Origin of the sequence: Methyloligella sp. GL2, assembly GCF_013341275.1 — a bacterium.
In the GTDB taxonomy this organism is placed as follows: domain Bacteria; phylum Pseudomonadota; class Alphaproteobacteria; order Rhizobiales; family Methyloligellaceae; genus Methyloligella.
Genome location: NZ_CP054476.1, coordinates 634,959 through 655,828, shown reverse-complemented (window position 1 = coordinate 655,828; position 20,870 = coordinate 634,959). Strand labels below are relative to the sequence as shown.

Genomic DNA, 20,870 nt, shown 5'->3' with positions numbered 1-20,870 from the left:
GCGCCTCAGCTCAGGCACACCCGCCGCAAGCCTTCCGGATCGAGCACCTTGATCCGTCCATAGCCCCGCTCCACCAGCCCCTCTTGCGCGAAGCGCCGAATCGCGCGCTGCAAGGTCGCCAGCGAGATCGCCAGAAGCCGCGCCAGATCCGGCTGGGAGATTTCGATCCACTCCTGGCCCTCCGGTCTCGCCGAAGCTGCCATTAGCAATCGGTCGGCAACACGCTTCTCCACCGATGCAATGGAGAGATTGGTAACCGCCTGAAACGTGATCTCTACATTCTCATAGGTCATGGCGTAAAAATCGGCATAGAGCCTGGGATCGTCGTTCAGCAAGCGTCGCAATGCCGGGCTCGGCAGCTCCACCAGCACAGCGGCATCGCCCGCATGCAACGAAATCAGCCGCGACTTCTGCGCGAACAGTGCAAGATCGCCGATCCAGAACCCGATGGCCGCGCGGTGCATGACATAGACCTCGCCATCGCCCCGCGGAAACGAGATGTTGACCGACCCCTCCACCAAACCGTAAACGCCGGCCGGATCGTCGCCGGCCAGGTACACCGCCTCGTCGGCACCGAGCTCGCGCAGCTTGGCGATCGTCGCCAGCCGCCTTTGCGTCTCCTCGGAGCGCTGCGAGTACCATCCCCGTTTCGCAAGCACGCCGAGCGCGGACTGCAGTTTTCCGTTGTCGCGATTCATAACCGGCTCACCCTGCCCCAAAATCAATGGTTTTAATGCCGTCAAATGAGCGTTTTTTACGCCGCGAGCGACTGTATCATTGCGGCAAACATCGTCTAGGGAGGACGTCATGCGATTCCTGGCTCGGGTTGCAATTGCAGCCGGTATGGTTTTTTGCGCTTCGGGCGCATTAGCGCAGACCGATCCTCTCCCCTCCTGGAACGAAGGCCCCACCAAAGACGCGATCGAGAGTTTCGTCGCGCGGGTGACCACGCCGGAAAGCGATGCTTACGTTCCGCCGAAGGATCGCATCGCCACCTTCGACAATGACGGCACGCTCTGGATCGAGCAGCCCATGTATGTGCAGCTCGCCTTCGCCCTCGACCGTGTGAAAGCGCTCTCCAACGAGCATCCGGAGTGGAAGGAGCAGCAGCCTTTCAAGGCGGCGCTGGAAGGCGACATGAAGACCCTCGCCAAATCGGGCAAGAAAGGACTGCTCGAGCTGATCATGGCGACCCATGCCGGCATGACGCCGGAGGAGTTCCAGACCATCGTCAACGACTGGCTCGCCACCGCCGAGCAGCCGCGCTTCAAGAAGAAATACACCGAGCTCGTCTACCAGCCGATGCTGGAGCTGATGGAGTACTTGCGCGCCAACGGCTTCCAGACCTTCATCGTTTCCGGCGGCGGCATCGAGTTCATGCGCGCCTGGGCGGAGCCGATTTACGGCATCCCGCCGGCCCAGACCGTCGGCTCCAGCATCAAGACCAAATACGAGGTGAAGGACGGCGTGCCGACCCTGATCCGTCTGCCCGAGATGAACTTCATCGACGATAAGGACGGCAAACCCATCGGCATCAACCAGCATATCGGCCAGCGCCCCATCGCCGCCTTCGGCAATTCCGACGGCGACTACGAAATGCTGGACTGGACCACCTCGGGAGACGGTGCGCGCTTTGGGCTGATTGTTCACCACACCGACGCAAAACGGGAATATGCTTACGACCGCAACTCTGAGTTCGGCCACCTCGATAAGGCGCTCGACGACGCCAACGAAAAAGGCTGGGTGGTCATGGATATGAAGAACGACTGGAAACAGGTGTTTCCGGAGAAGCAGTAGCCGGGAGGCGCGATTGGGGCGCTGCGCGGCATTCTTTAGGAGGAGCGTTCCAATGCGTTTGCAATCGTTGTTCGGTCTCGGCGCCGCCGTCATAGCCTCGGCTATGACATTTGGCGCCCCCGCTGTTGCGCAGGAGTCCGATGCGCAAGATACCGCTACACAAGGCAGCACAGATACCAAGCAGCCCAACATTGTCTTGATCGTCTCGGACGATACCGGCTGGGGCGATCTCGGCGCTTATCTCGGCGGCAAGGCCCGGGGCATGCAGACCCCGAATTTCGACCGTCTTGCCAGGGAAGGCATGACCTTCACCAATTTCTACGGCCAGCCGAGCTGCACGCCCGGCCGCGCCGCGATCCAGACCGGCCGCATTCCCAACCGCTCCGGCATGACCACCGTCGCCTTCCAGGGCCAGGGCGGCGGCCTGCCCCATGCGGAATGGACCCTCGGCTCGGTGCTGAACCAGGCCGGCTACGAGACCTATTTCACCGGCAAGTGGCATCTGGGCGAATCCGACTACGCGCTGCCCAATGCGCAAGGCTACGACCACATGAAGTATGCCTTCCTCTACCACCTCAATGCGTACACTTATGGCGATCCGAAGTGGTTCCCCAATATGAGCCCGGAGCTGCGGGCGATGTTCCAGAAGGTGACCAAGGGCGCGCTGTCCGGCGATGCCGGCGAGCCGGCCAAGCAGGATTGGGCCGTCAACGGCGAATATGTCGACACCCCGGAGAAGGGCGTCGTCGGCATCCCCTATCTCGATCAGTATATCGAGAAGGCGGCGATGGAGTTTCTCGACGACGCGGCCAAGTCGGAGAAACCGTTCTTCATCAACATCAACTTCATGAAGAACCACCAGCCCAACCTGCCGGCGCCGGAGTTCGAGCATAAGTCGATCTCGAAATCGAAATATGCCGATTCCGTCGTCGAGCTGGATACCCGGGTCGGCAACGTCCTGAAGAAGCTCGACGAGCTCGGCCTGGCCGACAACACCATCGTGTTCTACACCGTCGATAACGGGGCCTGGCAGGATGTCTATCCGGATGCCGGCTATACGCCGTTCCGCGGCACAAAGGGCACCGTCCGCGAGGGCGGCAACCGCGTGCCTGCGATGGTGCGCTGGCCCGGCCACGTCAAGGCCGACACCGTCAGCGACGACATCTCCGGCGGCCTCGATCTGATGGCCACCTTCGCCTCCATCGCCGGCACCGACCTGCCAACCGAGGACCGCGACGGCAAGCCGATCATCTTCGACAGCTACGATATGACCCCGATCTGGACCGGTGCGGGAGACTCGAAGCGGAACTGGTGGTTCTATTTCACCGAGGATGAGCTGTCGCCGGGTGCTGTCCGCGTCAACCAGTTCAAATACGTGTTCAACCTCCGCGGCGACGACGGAGCCGATACCGGCGGCCTCGCCGTCGACACCAATCTCGGCTGGAAGGGCGCGAGCAAATATGTCGCCACGGTGCCTCAGGTGTTCGACCTTCTGGCCGATCCGCAGGAGCGCTACGACATCTTTATGACCACCTTCACCGAAAGCACCTGGGCCGTGGTCCCGGCCAACGAATCGGTGGCCAAGCTGATGAAGAGCTACGTGAAATATCCGCCACGTAAGCTTCAGAGCGAGACCTATACCGGACCGATCACCATCACGAAGTATCAGAACTTCAAATATCTTAGAGACGAGCTGGCCAAGGACGGCTTCCATCTCGGATTACCGACCGGCAACTAGCCCAATCGAAGGCGGCCCCTAAAACGGGCCGCCTTTTTTGTTTCCGAGACGGCGTCTGCCGGCGGAGCAACCAAACGGCAAACCCGGCGAAGACCGGGGCCGTTTTTCGAAGGGAGGAACCCGATGACGCGAACGAGGACTATCTTTTGCGGGGTCGCGATCGCCTGTTTGGCGCTGACTTCCGCCGCGACGACTGCCCAGGCGCAATCCGACACTGGCGGCGCCCTTCTGGCCTATAAGGAAGGCGTCACCCCCGAGAAGGAAAAAACCGACCGCGCGGCCTGCCACGAATGGGCCGTCGAGCAGACCGGCTTCGATCCGACGGCCATCTATCAGGCTCAGATGGCCGGGGTGAAAACCCGCACCATCTTGAAGGTCACCGAAAAGCTCGACGCGGCATCCGGCTTTACCGATCCGCGCTGGGGCGGCGGCGGCTTTGCCGGTGCGCGGGGCTCTGCCGATGTGCGCCGTCTCAACGCGCTTTACGAGGAGTATTTGGCGGCCGGGGCGCTGTGCCTGGAAGGCCGGGGCTACACCGTTATGTCGAAGGGAGGCGAATAATGCGCATTTCGATTTTCAAAGCGGGCCTCGGGGTGGCAATGCTCCTGGCCGGTTCGACTCCGGCACTGGCTTCCGGCAATGCCTATCTCTGCGCCATCAACGAGGTTTATGAGTGTGCCGACATGGCGGGCTGCCAGCGCATATCGCTCGAAACCGCCAATCTGGCGCCGGTGATGCTTCTCGACGTGGAGAATAAGAAGCTGAAATCCGCACCGCTTGGACAGGATCCCCGCTCGGCGGATATCAAGAATATCTCCGTAACCGACGACTACATCCTGCTCCATGGCCTCGGCGCCGAAAACGCGCCAACGCCACGATCCTGGAGCGCGCTAATCGCGCGTAAGACCGGCGTCCTGTCGGCGGGTGTTTCGACCCCCGACGCCTCCCTCGCAGTGACAGGGAAATGCACCGGCCAGCCTTGAGGGCCAGTCGAGACATTTAGCGTCCCCGGGGCGGGCGTTTTGGCAACAGTTGCGCGAAAAGCTATCGCCAACGCGGCGGTGCGTATCGCCCAGCCCGCCCCGCCGCGCTATGATGCAACCAAGACGCGAAAAGCAAGGGGCGAGACCATGTGGAAATGGTTTGCTTGCGTGCTGTTTGCCGGTCTCGGGGTTCTATGCGCACCTTTGGGGAGTGCGCGCGCCGCGGAAGGCGCAGCCGGCTTCTATCTGCTGGGTTCCAAGACCACCATGGCGGGCTATCTGCCCCCGCCTGGCACCTATCTGCAGGACTATAACTACATCTATTCCGGCAGCACCGACTTCTCGCTGAATATCGCCGGCCTCACCCTGAACGGCGGCGTCGATGCCGACGTCTACTACAATCTGATCACGCCGCTCTGGGTGGCCCCCGGCGAGGTGCTGGGCGGCAATATCGGCTTCTTGGTTCTGGTCCCTATCGGCTCAAAGGATGTCAGCGCCGGCGCGACCATTCCGGTCCCTGCGCTGGGCGTCACCCTCACCCCCGGACGCGACGACAGCGAGACCCGCTTCGGCGATCCGGTCCCCGGCGTCAGCCTCGGCTGGCACGAAGGCAATTGGAACTGGACCCTCGGCACGCTGATCAACGTGCCGCTCGGCTATTGGCAGCGCGGCAACCTCGCCAATATCGGCTTTAACCGCTGGGGCGTGGACTTGACCGGCGCCTTCACCTGGCTCGATCCTGAAATCGGACTTGAGATCTCCAGCGCCGCCGGCTTCACCTTCAACGGCGAGAATCCCGACACCGACTACACCACCGGCACCGAGTTCCATTTCGAATATGCCGTGGTGCAGAATTTCTCCAAAGCCTTCGGCATCGGCGTGAACGGCTATTTCTACGATCAGGTGACTGGGGATAGCGGGGCCGGCGCGCGCCTTGGGCCGTTCGAGGGCCGCGTCGCGGGCATCGGCCCCGTGGCCAATCTCAACTTCGCCATCGGCAAGCTGCCGGTGACCACCAGCCTCAAATACTTCCACGAATTCGACGTGAAGAACCGCCTTGAAGGCGATTCCGGCTTCGTCACCGTGACCATGCCGCTTTCGGCACCGCCGGCTCAATAGCGAAACCCGCGCGGGACGTTGGGCTAAAGCAGGAAATCGCCCTTATGCATGGCGCCGTGATTCAGCACCAGGATCTGGAAGTCGGCGCGGCCATCGCCGTTGATATCGCCCTCAACCACCACGTGCTTGCCTTGCTTCTCGAAATGCAGCTCGCCCTTCTTGCCGTGGAAGTCCGCCTTGCCGATCCATTTGAATTTCTGATTGCCGCCGCCGCTCTTGGCGTCGATCCCGCGTAAATCGATATCGTCATTGCCGTGGCCGAAATCGGTGATCTTGTCGCGATGCTTGCCGAACCGGGACTCGTTGATCCTGTCGAAATCGAACAGATCGCGCGACGCCCCGCCGGTCAGCTTGTCGCCATGCTTACCGCCGGAGAGAACATCCCTTTGCCCACCGCCGATCAGCGTGTCGATTCCCACCGAGCCGCGTAAGTCGTCGCGAAAATCGCTGCCGACGATGCGGTCGTTGCCGCCGCGCCCATTGATGAAGTCGAGACCGGATTGCGAGGTGAGCCCGCTGAAGTCGAACACGTCCTTGGCGCCGGTGCCCTTGACGCCTTTCCCGTTACCGTCCCATTGCTCGATGGAGGAAGCCGCCGCCTTGAATCCGTCCAGCATCACCGCGCCACTGCCGATAACCTCGATCGTATCGGTATCTGCGCCGCCATCCATGACATCGTGCAGCGCCTGCGCGCCTTGAATCTCGAAGATGTCATTGCCGGCATCGCCGTTCACCGTGTCGACCCCTTCGCCGCCATTCAGCGTATCGTCCCCCGCCAGGCCGAACAGCAAATCGTCGCCGCCAAGACCAGAGATGATATCCCGCCCGTTCGTCGCCCCCGGCGTGCTGCTGCCATTGTAGATATCGGCATTCGGCGTGCCGGTGATCACCGCACCGCCAATCGACAGCACCACGTCATTGCCGTCGCCACCGCTATAGCTGATCTCGAAAACGCGGCTATTGCTGGTGAACTCTTGTCCCTCGGCGAGCCCGTTAAACGTGCCGGCCACGGCGTCTGTCCCGTCATTGGCGATGATGATGAACTCGGAGCCCGCCGCCACGTTGACATTGACCGAGATGGAAAGCGTCGCATTGCTCAGGACGACGGCTCCCGTGACATCGACCTGGTCGTAATGCGTTCCGACAGCCGTGCCCGAGAGGTCGACGGCGTAGCTCGAGCCGCTGGAAAACAACAGATTGCCGACGCTCAACACGCCACAAGGCAGCGTCTCCCCTGCATCGCCGGGATTGAGTATTCCGCCGGCCTGGAGCGTCACGCTGCTCGTCGTGCCGCTTCCGCCGAGCGTTGCACCGTCTTGCACGGTGACCCCGCTTGATGCGGCAATCGAGCCGTCCACCTGCAGCGTGCCTTCGGAAACCGTAGTCGCGCCCGTAAAATTGTTGCTGCCGGAAAGAGCCAGGGTACCGGTGCCGGTCTTCACCAGCGAACCGCCCACCCCTTGGATAGCGCCGCTCATCTCGGTGGAGGTGTCGTTGCCGCCGACCCTGAGTTCATTTCCGCCGATAAGATACGTGCCCGCACCGGCGATGGAGCCGGCGGTCCAGAACCCCGCATTGGGGGTGGCGGAGAACTGCACCGTGCCGCCGGCTTCCGTGATGAAAGCCGCAGTGCCGCCGTCGGCGGCACTGTCGAAGATCACATCGGCGCCATTCGTCGTGGTGATCGTGGCATTGCCAGCCGACGCGCCGATAAATTGCAGCGAGTTGTTGTTGGCGATCGTGGCGTTCTCGGCGGTGCTTCCGGACTGAAAGCGCAGATCGCCATTATTGGTGATCTCCGCCTGGTCCGCCGTGGTGCCGGCATAGAAGTCGATCCGCCCGGTCGCTCCGATCGTGATATCCGCCGAGCCGGCACTCGCGTTGGAATAGAACCGGACATTGCCATCATTGAGGATCGTGGCGCTGCCGGCGGAGCTGCTGCCGTTGAAATGGATGGCGCCGCCGGAATCGTTCTGCAGCGTGGCCGATCCGCCGATCACGTCGATCCCGTCGCCTATGAAACTGATCGTGTAGCCCGGATTGGTGAGGGTGTAGTCGCCCGCCTCGTTCTGCCAGGCTAGGAAGGAGGTGTCTGCCGAGAAGCTGACCGTGCCGCTAGACGTATCGAAAACCGCGACGTCGCTGGCGTCGGGAGCAACGCCACCACCCCAGTTTCCGTCGACATTGAAGTCGCCGGAGCCGCCCAGCCAAGAGATGTTTGCCATTTCACGCCTCCGTTCGGCTTGCCGTAGCGACGACGGATCGCGTGACGGCCTTGTTTCGCCGAGCACACTGACAAGGCGCGGTCACCGCTCGGTAACCGATTGGTAACCGCAGCGCTTCGATCAGGCGGGACGGGCAGAAAGGGAGGGCGCCGAAGACACTTTTTTTCCAAACTGGTGCGAGGCGAACCCCATGCTCCACGGCGGGAGGCCCGCCTCAGGCGCTCCGCCAATCCTTCTACAATCGACCGGGCGACGCAAATCGACGGCCCCGGGGCTGGGCGTAACCATTGTGCGCGCCTGGGCACGACGATCCGCCTAGAGCAGAAAGTCGCCCTTGTGCAGCGCACCGTGATTCAGCACCAGAATCTGGAAGTTGGCGTGGCCATTGCCGTTCACATCGCCTTCCACCAGCACGTGGTGGCCCTTTTTCACGTAATGCAGCTCGCCCTTCTGCCCGGAGAAGTCCTGCTGGCCGATCCATTTGAACTTCTGATTGCCGCCACCGCTCTTGGCGTCGATGCCGCGCAAATCGATATCGTCGTTGCCGTGGCCGAAATCGGTGATCTTGTCGCGATGCTTGCCGAACCGGGACTCGTTGAGCTTGTCGAAATCGAACAAATCGCGCGCCGCGCCGCCGGTCAGCTTGTCGCCCTGCTTACCGCCGGAGAGGACATCCCTCTGCGCGCCGCCGATCAGCGTATCGATGCCGACGGAGCCACGCAGATCGTCGCGGGAATCGCTGCCGACGATGCGGTCGTTGCCGCCGCGCCCGTCGATGAAGTCGAGATGCTTGACGGAGCTAAGCCCGCTGAAGTCGAACACGTCCTTGGCTCCGGTTCCTTTCACGGACTTGCCGTTGCCGTCCCAGGCCTCGATCGAGGCCACATGCGCCTTGAACCCGTCGAGCTTGACCGCCCCGTTGCCCAGCACCTCGATCGTGTCGGTGTCGGCACCGCCATCCATGTCGTCATGCAGACCCTGGGCCCCTTTGATCTGGAAAATGTCGTCGCCGGCACCGCCGTTGAGCGTGTCCACGCCCTGGCCGCCATCCAGCGTGTCGTCGCCGGCAAGCCCCAGCAGGGTGTCGTCGCCGCGCAGACCGAAGATTTCATCCCTGCCCGATGTCGCGGGGTTCTCCCCCACCGGTGCGGTGCTGCCATCGACGATATCGTCGCCATCCGTGCCGGTGATGGAGGCGCCAAGCAAGGTCAGCGTCACATCGTTACCGTCGCCCCCCGCATAGGTGATGTCGAGCAACCAGCCATCGCTGGCGATTTCGTCCCCCTCGGCGAGCCCCTTGAACGTGCCGTGCACCGCCTCAGCGCCGTCATTGTCGATAAGCACGTAAGTGTCGTTGACGCTCACCGAATAGGTGATGGCGAAGTCGAGCTCGGCCTCGCCATCGAGAAACACCTGCCCGGTGACGGCGACCTGATCGTAGCCAGTCCCCGCATTGGTCCCGTCGATATCGGCATGAAACATCGAGCCGTCTTGGAACTGCAGCGCGCCGGTCTGTAAGACGCCGGTCGACGGCGCCCCAGACGGGCCGGCATCGATCGTGCCGCCATCTTGCACAATCACCTGCCCCGTGGTGACCGCCATGCCGCTGCCGCCGAGCGTGCCGCCGTCTTGCACCGTGATCCCGGCCGAGGCCGAGATCGAGCCGTCCACCTGTAAGCTTCCCTCGGCGATCCGGGTGATACCGCTATAGGTGTTGGTGCCGGAGAGGGTCAGCGTGCCGGTACCCGTCTTCACCAGCTGCCCGTCCGTGCCTTCGATCACACCGCTCACCTCGGTCGACGAATTGTTGCTGCCGACCCGGAATTCGTTGGCACCGATTTGATATGTGCCAGCACCGGCGATCGAGCCGGCCGTCCAATGCCCCGCATCGGGCGCGGCGGTGAAATCCACCACGCCGCCGGCCTCGGCGATGAGGATGGCGCTCTCGCCATCGGCGCCGCTGGCAAAGACCGTCGTGCCGCCGTTGTTCGTCGTGATCGTCGCGAAGCGAGCAGTACTGCCATCGTTGAAATACAGATCACCGCGATTGGCGATCTCCGCCTGATCGGCCGTGGTTCCGGTATGGAAAACCATCTCGCCGGTGCTGGCGACGGTGATGTCGGAAGTGCCTGCCGTGCTGCCGGAATAGAGGTCGAGAAAGCCGTGATTTATGACGGTGGCACCGGCCAGGAAGGAGTCGTAGAAATTCAGCTCGCCGGTGACCGTCGCATTAAAGATCTCTGCCGAACCGGCAGCGGCATTATTGGTGAAGTTCATCTCGCCGATATTGGTGATATGGACGTCGCCCACATAGGTGCCGTTGCCGGTGAAAGTTGTCGTCCCCCCATCATAGTTCCGATACGTGGCGGAGCCGCCTGTGACCTCGATCCCTTCGTAAAAGTAGACGGTGCTGTCGCTGTCGTTCTCAAGCGAGAACGTGCCCCCCTCGTTGCGCCAGCCGTCGAAGGATACGTTGGCGGTAATATCGACCGTAAAGCTTCCGGCTGTGCCCGCCACGAAGACGGCGACGTCCCCGGTCCCGGGGGCCGTACCGCCAACCCAGTTCGCATCGTCATTGAAATCGCCGGAGCCGCCTCCCCAAGTGATGTCGGCCATTGCTTACCTCCCTGCAGCCTTTCGCGGCGGTATTCGAAACCGCAAGGCTGCCTTCCAGACGTTCGAAATTTCGGCGTTTTGCGTCTTTTTCGCCCGTGTCCAACCGGCACGGCTGGCGGGACACATCGCATGCCGACGCAATTTTCGCCGAGCACCCTGCCGGGAGGCGGTCACCGCGAAGTAACTCTTCGGTAACCAGAGTGCCGATCCACGAAGGAATTGCGGAAAAAGCCGAAAGAAATTGGCGAAAGCCGTGATTGGCGCAGAAGCGTCTTACGCCTGCAGGCCCGATTTGAGCGCGACGGTCGTTCTCAGACCGCGGCCTCGGCCTGCCGCGCCGCAAGAACGGCTTTGAAGTTGTCGTAGATGGTGCGGGCGTCGCGGTTGAACTGCGGCAGCAGTTCTTGGACCTTGCCCCGCAGATCGTCGACCGCGCCTTCGCCAAGCGCCTTTTCCAGCGCCGCGGCGTATTCCGGCACGACCGCCCAATCGTCCACCGTCTCTTCGGTGATCTCGATATGGCATTGCAGCCCGAAGGCGCATGTCCCGTAGCGGAAGATCTGGATCGGGCAGGCTTCCGACGAGGCCAGCACCACCGCCTCCTCGGGCAGCGACTGCACCGCCGCGCCGTGCCATTGCAGCACCGGCATCACGTCTGCCGTGCCCTGCAGGAAGGGCGCCTGCTTGCCCGCCTCGGTCTTCTCCACGTTGAGCACGCCCACCTCCGGCGTTTCGCCCGGCGCCACCTTGCCGCCGACCACCTCGGCGAGAAGCTGATGGCCGAGGCACATGCCGATAAAGGGCCGCTTCATCTCCATGACGAATTTGGCGATCGCCGCCTTCTCCGGCACGAACCAGGGGAACCCTTCTTCCTGCCAGACGTCCTGCGGGCCGCCCATCACCACCATGAAGTCGAATGGCGCAAGATCGGGGATCTCCTCCCCCTGCTCCAGCTCCACCGTGGTGATCTCGATCCCGTCCTCGGCGAAGAAATCCCGGAAGATGCCCGGATGCTCGATGGGCAGATGCTGCAGAACGATGGCCTTCATAATTTCTCCTGATGGGTTTCGGATTTTCGGCGTTTTGGGGCGGCGGAACTCTGCCTCGAAACGATGCCTCTCGCCAGAGCCTTAGGCGCGCACCAGCTCCGCCAGCACGCCGTGCACCGCGGTGCTGTCGGCGACATCGGCCTTCAGCCCGGCATTCAGCACATTCACATTGGCGTCTTTATGCGAGCTGCCGAGCCAGCGCCCCTTATGCACCAGCGCCACCCCTTCCGGCACGTCGCCGGAGAGCGAGGCCTCCAGCCTCAAGGCGCCCGTGGCGTTGCGCAAGATCACCTGATCGCCGTGCTTCAGCCCGCGGCGCGCAAGCTCCGTCTCGGCGAGGAACACTTTCGGCGTGCCCAAGCGCGACTGGATCTTGGCGTCGTTGCAATAGGTGGAATTCATCAGCCAGGGCGAGGCCGGCGACAGCACTCGCAGCCAGCCAGCCTCGGGGGCTTGATCGGCATGGGCCTCCGGCACCAAGGGCTGGCCCATCTCGGCCAGGCTTTCGCAGGCCACCTCGATCTTGCCCGACGGCGTCGCGAAATTGAGTTCTTCGAACTGGATCAGCGGCTCGCAGAGCTCCACCGTACCGGCCGCCTTCAGATCGTCGAAGCTCCCCTCGAACGAAGTCTGCGCGATCAGCCGTCGCAGCATCGCCACATCGCTCTCATAGAGCTGCGGCTCGGTAAAACCCATGGCCAGAGACAGGCGGCGGAAGATTTCCTGATTGGGCAGCGCCTCGCCCACCGGCTCCACCGCCTTCGCCTGCGCCGACATGGTGTTGTTGAAATACGGGAACACCAGATCGTCGAACTCGAAGAAGCTCGCCGCCGGCAAAACGTAATCGGCATAGGCCGCCGTATCAGTGCGGAACAGATCGACCACCACGGTGAACAGATCCTCCCGCGCCAGCGCCTCGCGCAGCTTGTCCTGAGCCGGGCTGGAGGCGAGCACATTGTTGTTCCAGGTGAACAGCGCCGTCGCCCGCGCCGGATGCGACAAGGTCGCGGCGAGATCGATATGGCTGATGCTGGCGCCGCCATCCTTGCGCAGCTCCGGCCCGCTCAAGAACTCGTCGTCGACGCCGCGCGTCTCCGCCCCGTTCATGTAGCAGAAGCCTGCCCCCGCCTGGCCGAGATAGCCCGTCGCCACGCTGAGCAGCACCGCCGCCCGGAACGCATTGCCGCCGCGCGGCTGGCGCTGCATGCCCTGGCCCAGCCAGAGCAGCGAAGGGCCGGAAGCGAACAGCAGCGCGGCCTCTTCGATCAACGCCGCCGGCACGCCGGTCTTGGCTTCGGTGACCTCGGGCGTCGCCGCCTCAATGGCCGGCATCACCAGCTCGAAGCCCACCGTATGCGCATCAAGGAACTCTCGGTCGAGCGCCCCTTCCCGCGCCATCACATGCAGCATCCCGAAGGCCAGCGCCGCATCGCTCCCCGGCTTCAGCTGCAAATGAAGATCGGCATCCTGCGCCGTCTCATGGGCGATCGGGTCGATCACGATCAGCGGCACGCTCTCCGAGCGGATCCAGTCGTCGTGCATATGCGGCGCCGTGGCCGAGGGATTGCCGCCCCAGACCAGCAGCGATTTGGCGTCGCGCAGCTGGCGCGGATCGAACCCGGTAAGCGAGGTGCCGAACATATGCTCCAGCACCACATGGCCCGCCTTGTTGCAGATCGTATCGGGATCGACTTCCGTCGCCCCGAGCCGGTTGAAGAAGCGGATCGGAAACCAGCCGGCGATCATCGAGACCGTGCCGGTGTAATGGGTGTGAATGATCGAGCGCGCATCGTGCCCGGCGAGAATGACTTGCAGGCGCCGCGAAATATCGTCGAACGCCGTCTCCCAGCTCACTGCCTGGAACTGCCCCTCGCCCTTCGGCCCAATCCGCTTCAGCGGAAAGGCGACGCGCTGGCCCTCGTCGAGAAACGCCCCGTTATAGGCAATGGCGCATTTCTGGCAGAGCTTGCCGCGCGTGACATGATGGTCCGGATCGCCCTTCACCTTGTGGATGGCGCCATCGCGCACCACCACGCTGATCCCGCAGGCGTCGTAGCAATCCCGCGGACACGTCGTCTTCACCACCGTATCGAGCATGCCGGCCTCAATGCGCAGATTCCGTTTCTTGTGGGTTGAGCCTAGCGTTAAAGTGGTCTGGCAGACCCCACCACTTTGGAAGCTCCAAGCAGACCGCTTATGCGAAGGAAGACCGCCCTTAAGCTAATCACCTTCCTGGATCAGAACCAGGCGCCCGGCGCTCCGCTGACGGTGCGGCTGCAAAACGCCATCCGCCGCCTGATCGCCGAGGGGCATGTGCGCGAAGGCGACCGCCTGCCCTCCAGCCGGCTTCTGGCAAGCGAGGCGAAGCTCGCCCGCGACACGGTGGAGAGCGCCTATCAGCAGCTCGAGGCGGAGGGCTATATCGAACGGCGCCTCGGCAGCGGCAGCTTCGTTGCCGCCATCGAGCCGGGACTCCTCGCCAGCCCGCGAAAGCCTTACATCTCGCCGAAGCCCGAAGCCGTGCTCTCCCGCCGCGGTAAGGAGATCGCGCAAAGCGGCGGCGCGCCCGATCATCGCGACGCCCATCCCTTCGTCATCCTCCCCGATATCCAGCAATTCCCCTTGGAGACCTGGCGCAAGCTGACCGCGCGGGTGCTCGCAGACCACCGTCAGGCAAGCGCGCGCGAAGCCTTGCTCTATGCCGAGCCCATGGGCCGCGCCGATCTTCGCCAAGAGATCGCCGCCTATCTCGCCGCCCATCGCGGCGTGCAATGCACCGCAGATCGGATCGTCGTGCTCAACAGCTCGCAGCAGGCGCTCGGCCTGATCGCCACACTCTTGCTGGATGCCGGCGACAGCCTCGCCATGGAGGAGCCGGGCTTCCACGGCGCGCGTCTCGCCTTCCGCAATGCCGGGCTCAATCTCGCGCCCGTCCCGGTCGATGCGGAAGGGCTGATCGGCGATGCACTGCCCAGCGCGGCCCTGGAGGCCCGCGCCGTCTACGTCACCCCCTCGCACCAATATCCCACCGGCGCGACGCTCAGCCTGGAGCGCCGCCTCGGATTGATCCGCTGGGCGGAAGCGACGAACGGCTGGATCATCGAGGACGATTACGACAGCGAATACCGCTATGACAGCCGCCCCATCGCCGCCATCCAAGGCCTCGATCACGCGGGCCGCGTGCTGTATCTGGGCACCTTCTCCAAGGTGCTGTTTCCGGGCATCCGCCTCGCCTATATCGTCCTGCCCGAGAGCCTCGTTCCCGCCTTCGTCGCCGGGCGCACACTGATCGACGGCCACACCGCGCCGATCGCCCAGGCCGTGCTCGCCGCCTTCATGCGCGAGGGGCATTTCACCGCCTATATCCGCCGCATGCGCGAGCTCTACCGCGCCCGCCGCGACAATTTCCTGGAGGCCTTCGACAGACATCTCTCGCCTTTCGCCGACCCCGTGCATCCGGCGGGCGGGCTGCATATGGCGGCCTATTTGCGCGAAGGACTGGACGAGGCGGAAACCGTGCGCATCGCCGCCGCGGCAGGCATCGAGCTGCCGACCCTAAGCCGTCTCTATCTTGGAAAGCAGAAGCGCGCCGGCTGGCTGCTCGGCTTTGCCGCCCTCGATCCGCATCGGGCTGAGAGCGCCATGCGGCAGCTCTCTCATGCCCTTAGCCGGCAGGCGGGCGCGGAGCATGGGCGTCGGCGCCAGCAGCGAAACGCCTAGCCGCCTCGCTCTCCGTCACTGGAAGGGGTGGCGGCAAATTAACGCCATCCCTTGATCTTGTGGACGGGCTCGGTCATCTCTGCCCCGACAATCATTCTCCCTCTCACAGGGGGACCGCACCCGCGGCCCCTGGCTAGGCAAACGGGTGCACCGATGGCTTGGGTCTATCTGATCATCGCCGGCCTTTTCGAGGTCGTCTGGGCTTACACCATGAAGCAATCCGATGGCTTCACCAAGCTCGCCCCGACGCTCATCGCCTTCAGCACCATGGCGATCTCCGTGGTGCTGCTGTCGACCGCGATGCGCAGCCTGCCGCTGGGAACCGCTTATCTGACCTGGATGGGTATCGGCGCCATCGGCACCGTGCTGGCCGGCTTCGTCCTGCTCAACGAGCCGCTGACGGCGGTGCGCATCGGCAGCATGCTGCTGGTGGTGGTGGGTGTGATCGGCCTGAAGCTGACCTCGACCAGCTAGACGTAAAGCCCCGGTTGGGGCCGGCCGCAGGGCGCCGGCCCCATGCTTGCCCGAGAGCGGACTACTCGTCCGCTTCGAGCTTGCTCTTGATCGAGTCGTAGCGCTCCTTGCCCATCGCCGGCACCTCGAAGCTTTCCGCCTGCGCGGCGTTCACCGGCTCGCCGGCGACGATCAGCGCGATCATGCCCATCATAAAGTGCGGCACGCATTTGATGCCGTAGACGCCTTCCTTCTCCACGGTGAAGGAAACAGGCTCGCTGATCTCGCCCTCCACATGCGGCACACCCTCCGGCCAAACCTCGGGGATCGTCACGGCGTTATGGCCGGGATCCACCGGCTCGAACTTGATCGTGTCGCCCACCTCGACCTCCAGATAGTCGGGCTTGAACACCATGTATTGCCCGTCCCCGCCATCATTCAGCATCTCGATAACGTGCTCGGCCGCAGCTGCGCCCGATACGGAAAGACAGAGAACGGCGAACCCGGCAAACAGCACCGGGATAATGCGTGAAACCATGCAGATTTTCCTCCCTGGAACGGCGCGATCGGCCTTCTGCCGTCTGCGCCAAAAAACATGACTTTTAGAGTTATGATTTAAAGCAGCCTAAGACGTGAACTGCAAGCGGTGCGTCTGGGAAAAATCGCGCTCTTATGCCCCACCGAACCGCGACAAAACGCAAACATCGTCACCTGCCGGAACCAGCGTCCTCCGCATATGTTGGCACCTCCAGGAGGACATTAATGCAGCTTACTTTTTCCAATTCCGGAACGAAGGCAGGGGTAGTTTTCGCACTCCTTGCCACCCTCGTTCTTTCCCCGCTGCCCGTATACGCGCAGCAAGACGATGACACTGCCGCCGAAGAGGCTTCCAGCACGGAAACGCCCAAGCCCGAAGGCGACACGTCGGAAAACGGCCGGCCGGAAATCCCCGCCTTTGCCGCCAAGGATCAGGCCGATCCGAACTGGTCGATGCCTGGCAAGACCAGCGCGCTGACCCGCTTCAGCGAGCTCGATCAAATCACCCCCGAAAACGCCAAGGACCTGCAGGTTGCTTTCACCTTCTCCCTCGGCGTGAATCGCGGCCAGGAGGCGGTGCCTCTTGTCGTCGACGGCACGCTCTACGTCGTCACCTCCTATCCGAACCACCTTTACGCCCTCGACCTCACCAAGCCGGGCGCACCGCTGAAATGGAGCTACACCCCGCAGCAGCCGCTCGCCGCTCAAGGCGTGGCCTGCTGTGACGTCGTCAATCGCGGTCCGACCTTTTCGGACGGCAAGGTGTTCTTCAACACGTTGAACGCGACCACCGTCGCGCTCGATGCCGAGACCGGCAAGGAGCTCTGGCGCACCCCTCTCGGCAAGATCGAGATGGGTGAGACCATGACCATGGCCCCGCAAATCGCCGGCGACAAAATCATCGTCGGCAATTCCGGCGGCGAGATGGGCGTGCATGGCTGGGTGGCCGCGCTGGACAAGGAGACCGGCAAGCTGCTCTGGAAGGCCTACAACACCGGCCCCGACACCGACGTGAAGATCGGCGAGAAGTTCAAGCCGTTCTACGACCGCTATAAGGGCAAAGACCTAGGCGTCTCGTCCTGGCCCGAAGGCATGTGGAAACATGGCGGCGGGTCCGGCTGGGGCTGGGTCTCCTACGACGCGGAGCTGAACATCGTCTATCACGGCGTGTCCAATCCGGGTCCGTGGAATGCTTCTATGCGCCCTGGCGATAATCTGTGGACCGCCGGCATTTTTGCCCGCGACGCCAATACCGGCGAAGCGCTCTGGTACTACCAGCTCAGCCCGCATGACTGGAACGACTACGATGCGGTGAACGAGAACATGCTTCTCGACATGACCTGGAAGGGCAAGAAGCGCAAAGTCCTCGTCCACCCCGACCGCAACGGCTACATGTACATCATCGACCGCGTGAACGGCGAGCTGCTCTCCGCTGAGCCCTACGCCCATATCACCACGTCGAAGGGTGTCGACCTGAAGACCGGCGAGATTAAGTGGGCCCGGGACGGTGAGCCGGAAATCGGCGAGGTGGTGAAGGATCTCTGCCCCGCAGCACCGGGCGCCAAGGACTGGCAGCCTTCGGCCTATTCGCCGAAGACCGGCCTGCTCTACCTGCCCCACAACAATCTGTGCATGGACCATAAGGAAGTCTCGGTCGGCTATATCGCCGGCACGCCTTATGTCGGCGCCGATGTGTGGATGAAGCCTGGCCCCGGCGGCAACCGCGGTGAGTTCTCCGCCTGGGATCTCGCCAAGGGCAAGGAAGTCTGGAGCATCAAAGAGCGCTTCCCGGCTTGGAGCGGCGCCGTGGTCACCGCCGGCGATGTCGTCTTCTACGGCACCATGGACCGCTGGTTCAAAGCCGTCGATGCCCGCAACGGCAAGGAGCTTTGGAAGTTCAAGACCGACTCCGGCATCATCAGCCAGCCCACCACTTGGAAGGGGCCCGACGGCAAGCAATATGTCGCCGTTCTCTCCGGTGTCGGCGGCTGGTCCGGTGCCATCGTGGCCGGCAATCTCGATCCGCGCGACGGCACGTCCGCGCTCGGCTTCGTCAATGCCATGCGGGATCTGCCCGACTACACCACGGCGGGAGGAACGCTCTATGCCTTCACCCTTCCCGACAACGAGTAGGGGTTGGGTCGGCGCCGGTCTGTTCGCCGCAGCGCTTATGGGGGCCGTCTTCACGGCGGCCCCCGAGGCGGCGAGCGCCCGGGAGCTCCGTGTCTGTGCCGATCCCAATAACCTGCCCTATTCCAAGAAGGACGGATCGGGCTTCGAGAACGAGATCGCCGAGATCATCGCCGACGAACTCGGCGCCAAGCTCAGCTATTACTGGTTCCCGGAACGGCGCACTTTTCTGCGGAACACCATCAAGGCGGGCCATTGCGACGTGGTGATGGGCATCCCTTCGGCAATGAAGATGCTGCTCACCACGCGGCCGTATTACCGGTCGTCCTATGCCTTCGTGCAACGCGAGGGCGAGGCTCCCGTCACCTCGTTCGACGATCCGAAGCTGCGCAAGATGAAAATCGGCGTGCAGCTCCTCGGAGAGGACGGCGTCAACTCGCCGCCGGTCGAAATTCTCGCCCGTCGCGGGATTGTCGGCAATGTCGAGGGCTACATGGTCTATGGCGATTACGGCTCCGACGCGCCGCTCTCGCCGATCATGGATGCCGTGGCCGATGGCGATGTCGATGTCGCCATCGTCTGGGGTCCGATCGCAGGCTACTTCGCCTCGCGGGAGGATCCGCCGCTGCAGCTCACCCCGGTGCTGTTCGACCCGTCCCAGATCCTCATGCAGATGACCTACGACATGTCGATCGGCGTGCGTAAAGGCGATACCGCCCTTGCCGGCGATATCGGCGACGCGTTGCGCGCACGCCGTGACGAAATTGATGCCGTGCTGGCCCGCTATGGCGTGCCGCGCGTCGATAAACCAACTAAACTCGGTGAAGCACGATGAAACCCATCACGACTATCGGCACTGCCCTTGCCTTGAGCCTGCTTGTGGCTCTCCCCGCCTGCGGCGAAGCCGGCAACGACGACCAAGCCAAAACCGAAACCAAGACCGAAAGCGCTCCGGCGGAGAAGGCCGAGGCCCCCAAGGAAGCCCCTAAGGAAGCCCCGGCGCTGCAAGTGGCCGCCAATCAGCCGCCGGCGATCTCGCTGGTGCCGATTGCCCCCGGCGGCAAGATCCCGGTCGACGAGCAGAGCGAAGCGGCCAAACGGCTTGACGGCGACCCGGCGGCGATTGCCATCGGCAAACAGCTCTTCACCGCCTTCAACTGCTCCGGCTGCCATGCCAATGGCGGCGGCGGCATGGGCCCGGCCCTGATGGACAAGGATTGGATCTACGGCGATTCCATGGAGAACATTGCCGCTTCGATCCGCGAAGGGCGTCCTAACGGGATGCCGGCCTTCCGCGAGCTGGTGCCGGGCGACACTGCCTATCAGCTCGCCGCCTTCATCCGTTCGCTGAACCCGGATATCGACAAAGAGCCCGCCTACGAGCAGGAGTAACGGGCTCTAGCGTTTCGCAAAAACAAAGTTGGCCACGGCTGCACGATAGGCGGCCGTGGCCTTTTTTTACGTCTGCCGGAGACCGGCCTCATCCAATATCAGCCATAAAAAATGCCGCCTGACATGAGCCGGCGGCATTTCATTTCAATTTGAGAACCGGGAAACCCCGGCCCGCGCCTAGCGCGTCGGCATCGGCGTCTCGCCACGATAGTCGTAGAAGCCGCGATTGGACTTCCGCCCCAGCCAGCCCGCCTCGACATATTTCACCAGAAGCGGGCAGGGCCGGTATTTGGAATCGGCCAGCCCCTCATACAGCACCTGCATGATCGACAGGCAGGTATCCAGACCGATGAAATCGGCCAGCTGCAGCGGCCCCATCGGGTGATGCGCGCCAAGCCGCATCGCCGTGTCGATGGCGTCCACCGAGCCGACGCCCTCGTAAAGCGTATAGACCGCCTCGTTGATCATCGGCAGCAGAATGCGGTTGACCATGAAGGCCGGGAAATCTTCCGACACCGCGACGGTCTTGCCCATCTTGCTGACGAACTCTTTGGCCCGGGTGAAGGTCACATCTTCCGTGGCGATGCCGCGGATGATCTCCACCAGCTCCATCACCGGAACCGGGTTCATGAAGTGCAGCCCGATGAAGCGCTCCGGCCGGTCCGTGGCCGCGGCAAGCCGCGTGATGGAAATCGAGGAGGTGTTGCTGGCGACGATCGCATCCGGCTTCAGGAAGGGACACAGCGCCACGAAGATCTTGCGCTTGATGGTCTCTTCTTCCGTCGCCGCCTCGACCACCAGATCCGCGTCGGCGAAATCGGCATAGGTCTCGGCGAAGCTGATCCGCCCCAGCGCCTTCTTCTTCTCGTCTGCGGTGATCTTGCCGGAATTGACTTGGCGATCGAGGTTCTTACCGATCACCTCCATCGCCTCGTCGAATTTCTCGCGCTCCAGATCGTTCAGAGCGACGTCGAACCCGGCCAGCGCCGCCGCATGGGCGATGCCGTTGCCCATCTGGCCAGCGCCGATGACGCCGACCTTGGCGATCGGCCCGGCGGAGGGGCCACGATCCGGTGCATTATTTGTTTCTTCGTTTGCGCCCATCGAGGCC

17 protein-coding genes are annotated in these 20,870 nt (G+C 63.1%); 10 read left to right on the top strand and 7 right to left on the bottom strand.

Annotation, left to right across the window (positions count from 1 at the left end):
* Positions 1–5 precede the first annotated feature (5 nt).
* Positions 6–698 carry a Crp/Fnr family transcriptional regulator gene (locus HT051_RS03130; RefSeq protein WP_174540691.1) on the bottom strand — a complete coding sequence of 231 codons (693 nt, stop codon included), beginning with the start codon at positions 696–698 and terminating at the stop codon, positions 6–8.
* 109 nt (positions 699–807) lie between these two features.
* On the opposite strand from HT051_RS03130, the gene HT051_RS03125 reads away from it, so the two are divergent.
* The 5 genes from HT051_RS03125 (at position 808) to HT051_RS03105 (ending at position 5,637) form a co-directional block, all read left to right on the top strand.
* On the top strand, positions 808–1,797 hold the full coding sequence (locus HT051_RS03125) for an HAD family phosphatase (RefSeq protein WP_174540690.1): 990 nt from the start codon (positions 808–810) through the stop codon (positions 1,795–1,797).
* 52 nt (positions 1,798–1,849) lie between these two features.
* Positions 1,850–3,535: an arylsulfatase gene (locus HT051_RS03120; RefSeq protein WP_174540689.1), complete on the top strand. Its 1,686-nt coding sequence runs from the start codon at positions 1,850–1,852 to the stop codon at positions 3,533–3,535.
* A 168-nt stretch (positions 3,536–3,703) separates the two neighbouring features.
* Positions 3,704–4,096 (top strand): hypothetical protein, encoded by a 393-nt coding sequence (locus tag HT051_RS03115; protein ID WP_174540688.1) that lies wholly within the window; start codon positions 3,704–3,706, stop codon positions 4,094–4,096.
* The gene (locus HT051_RS03110; protein WP_174540687.1) at positions 4,096–4,518 is read left to right on the top strand and encodes a hypothetical protein; all 423 of its coding nucleotides are present in this window, start codon (positions 4,096–4,098) and stop codon (positions 4,516–4,518) included. The genes HT051_RS03115 and HT051_RS03110 overlap by 1 nt, the downstream gene beginning before the upstream one ends.
* 147 nt (positions 4,519–4,665) lie before the next feature.
* Positions 4,666–5,637 (top strand): transporter, encoded by a 972-nt coding sequence (locus tag HT051_RS03105; RefSeq protein WP_174540686.1) that lies wholly within the window; start codon positions 4,666–4,668, stop codon positions 5,635–5,637.
* A 23-nt stretch (positions 5,638–5,660) separates the two neighbouring features.
* Here the strand turns inward: HT051_RS03105 and HT051_RS03100 are convergent, their stop codons facing one another.
* The 4 genes from HT051_RS03100 to HT051_RS03085 all read right to left on the bottom strand — a co-directional run bounded on the left by HT051_RS03100 (position 5,661) and on the right by HT051_RS03085 (position 13,624).
* Complete coding sequence (locus tag HT051_RS03100; protein WP_174540685.1) at positions 5,661–7,862, bottom strand: calcium-binding protein; 2,202 nt, start codon at positions 7,860–7,862, stop codon at positions 5,661–5,663.
* 315 nt (positions 7,863–8,177) lie between these two features.
* Complete coding sequence (locus HT051_RS03095) at positions 8,178–10,478, bottom strand: autotransporter-associated beta strand repeat-containing protein (RefSeq protein ID WP_174540684.1); 2,301 nt, start codon at positions 10,476–10,478, stop codon at positions 8,178–8,180.
* A gap of 311 nt (positions 10,479–10,789) precedes the next feature.
* A complete protein-coding gene (locus tag HT051_RS03090; protein WP_174540683.1) occupies positions 10,790–11,527 on the bottom strand; it encodes a type 1 glutamine amidotransferase in 738 nt (245 codons plus the stop codon).
* A gap of 81 nt (positions 11,528–11,608) precedes the next feature.
* Complete coding sequence (locus HT051_RS03085) at positions 11,609–13,624, bottom strand: molybdopterin-dependent oxidoreductase (RefSeq protein ID WP_174540682.1); 2,016 nt, start codon at positions 13,622–13,624, stop codon at positions 11,609–11,611.
* A 99-nt stretch (positions 13,625–13,723) separates the two neighbouring features.
* Between HT051_RS03085 and HT051_RS03080 the strand changes: the two genes are divergently transcribed.
* Positions 13,724–15,247, top strand: coding sequence for a PLP-dependent aminotransferase family protein (locus tag HT051_RS03080; RefSeq protein ID WP_174540681.1), 1,524 nt, complete (start codon positions 13,724–13,726; stop codon positions 15,245–15,247).
* A 153-nt stretch (positions 15,248–15,400) separates the two neighbouring features.
* Positions 15,401–15,721, top strand: coding sequence for a multidrug efflux SMR transporter (locus tag HT051_RS03075; protein WP_174540680.1), 321 nt, complete (start codon positions 15,401–15,403; stop codon positions 15,719–15,721).
* A gap of 61 nt (positions 15,722–15,782) precedes the next feature.
* Here the strand turns inward: HT051_RS03075 and HT051_RS03070 are convergent, their stop codons facing one another.
* A complete protein-coding gene (locus HT051_RS03070; RefSeq protein WP_174540679.1) occupies positions 15,783–16,238 on the bottom strand; it encodes a pseudoazurin in 456 nt (151 codons plus the stop codon).
* Between the two features lie 224 nt (positions 16,239–16,462).
* On the opposite strand from HT051_RS03070, the gene HT051_RS03065 reads away from it, so the two are divergent.
* Genes HT051_RS03065 through HT051_RS03055 form a run of 3 tightly spaced genes read left to right on the top strand, consistent with a single transcriptional unit; the run spans position 16,463 to position 19,759 of the window.
* Positions 16,463–18,370 carry a PQQ-dependent dehydrogenase, methanol/ethanol family gene (locus HT051_RS03065; RefSeq protein ID WP_174540678.1) on the top strand — a complete coding sequence of 636 codons (1,908 nt, stop codon included), beginning with the start codon at positions 16,463–16,465 and terminating at the stop codon, positions 18,368–18,370.
* The gene (locus HT051_RS03060) at positions 18,342–19,202 is read left to right on the top strand and encodes a substrate-binding domain-containing protein (RefSeq protein ID WP_246810154.1); all 861 of its coding nucleotides are present in this window, start codon (positions 18,342–18,344) and stop codon (positions 19,200–19,202) included. Before HT051_RS03065 ends, HT051_RS03060 begins: the two co-directional genes overlap by 29 nt.
* Positions 19,199–19,759 carry a c-type cytochrome gene (locus HT051_RS03055; RefSeq protein WP_174540677.1) on the top strand — a complete coding sequence of 187 codons (561 nt, stop codon included), beginning with the start codon at positions 19,199–19,201 and terminating at the stop codon, positions 19,757–19,759. Before HT051_RS03060 ends, HT051_RS03055 begins: the two co-directional genes overlap by 4 nt.
* A gap of 177 nt (positions 19,760–19,936) precedes the next feature.
* On the opposite strand, the gene HT051_RS03050 is transcribed toward HT051_RS03055, so the two are convergent.
* A complete protein-coding gene (locus tag HT051_RS03050; RefSeq protein WP_174540676.1) occupies positions 19,937–20,863 on the bottom strand; it encodes a 3-hydroxybutyryl-CoA dehydrogenase in 927 nt (308 codons plus the stop codon).
* Between the last annotated feature and the right edge of the window lie 7 nt (positions 20,864–20,870).

Bases quoted from the DNA above. Each gene is read 5' to 3' on its own strand.
- HT051_RS03050 (WP_174540676.1), bottom strand. From the start codon at position 20,863: ATGGGCGCAAACGAAGAAACAAATAATGCACCGGATCGTGGCCCCTCC.
- HT051_RS03085 (WP_174540682.1), bottom strand. From the start codon at position 13,624: ATGCTCGATACGGTGGTGAAGACGACGTGTCCGCGGGATTGCTACGAC.
- HT051_RS03130 (WP_174540691.1), bottom strand. From the start codon at position 698: ATGAATCGCGACAACGGAAAACTGCAGTCCGCGCTCGGCGTGCTTGCG.
- HT051_RS03120 (WP_174540689.1), top strand. From the start codon at position 1,850: ATGCGTTTGCAATCGTTGTTCGGTCTCGGCGCCGCCGTCATAGCCTCG.
- HT051_RS03090 (WP_174540683.1), bottom strand. From the start codon at position 11,527: ATGAAGGCCATCGTTCTGCAGCATCTGCCCATCGAGCATCCGGGCATC.
- HT051_RS03080 (WP_174540681.1), top strand. From the start codon at position 13,724: ATGCGAAGGAAGACCGCCCTTAAGCTAATCACCTTCCTGGATCAGAAC.
- HT051_RS03105 (WP_174540686.1), top strand. From the start codon at position 4,666: ATGTGGAAATGGTTTGCTTGCGTGCTGTTTGCCGGTCTCGGGGTTCTA.
- HT051_RS03100 (WP_174540685.1), bottom strand. From the start codon at position 7,862: ATGGCAAACATCTCTTGGCTGGGCGGCTCCGGCGACTTCAATGTCGAC.
- HT051_RS03065 (WP_174540678.1), top strand. From the start codon at position 16,463: ATGCAGCTTACTTTTTCCAATTCCGGAACGAAGGCAGGGGTAGTTTTC.
- HT051_RS03060 (WP_246810154.1), top strand. From the start codon at position 18,342: ATGCCTTCACCCTTCCCGACAACGAGTAGGGGTTGGGTCGGCGCCGGT.
- HT051_RS03055 (WP_174540677.1), top strand. From the start codon at position 19,199: ATGAAACCCATCACGACTATCGGCACTGCCCTTGCCTTGAGCCTGCTT.
- HT051_RS03110 (WP_174540687.1), top strand. From the start codon at position 4,096: ATGCGCATTTCGATTTTCAAAGCGGGCCTCGGGGTGGCAATGCTCCTG.
- HT051_RS03125 (WP_174540690.1), top strand. From the start codon at position 808: ATGCGATTCCTGGCTCGGGTTGCAATTGCAGCCGGTATGGTTTTTTGC.
- HT051_RS03075 (WP_174540680.1), top strand. From the start codon at position 15,401: ATGGCTTGGGTCTATCTGATCATCGCCGGCCTTTTCGAGGTCGTCTGG.
- HT051_RS03095 (WP_174540684.1), bottom strand. From the start codon at position 10,478: ATGGCCGACATCACTTGGGGAGGCGGCTCCGGCGATTTCAATGACGAT.
- HT051_RS03070 (WP_174540679.1), bottom strand. From the start codon at position 16,238: ATGGTTTCACGCATTATCCCGGTGCTGTTTGCCGGGTTCGCCGTTCTC.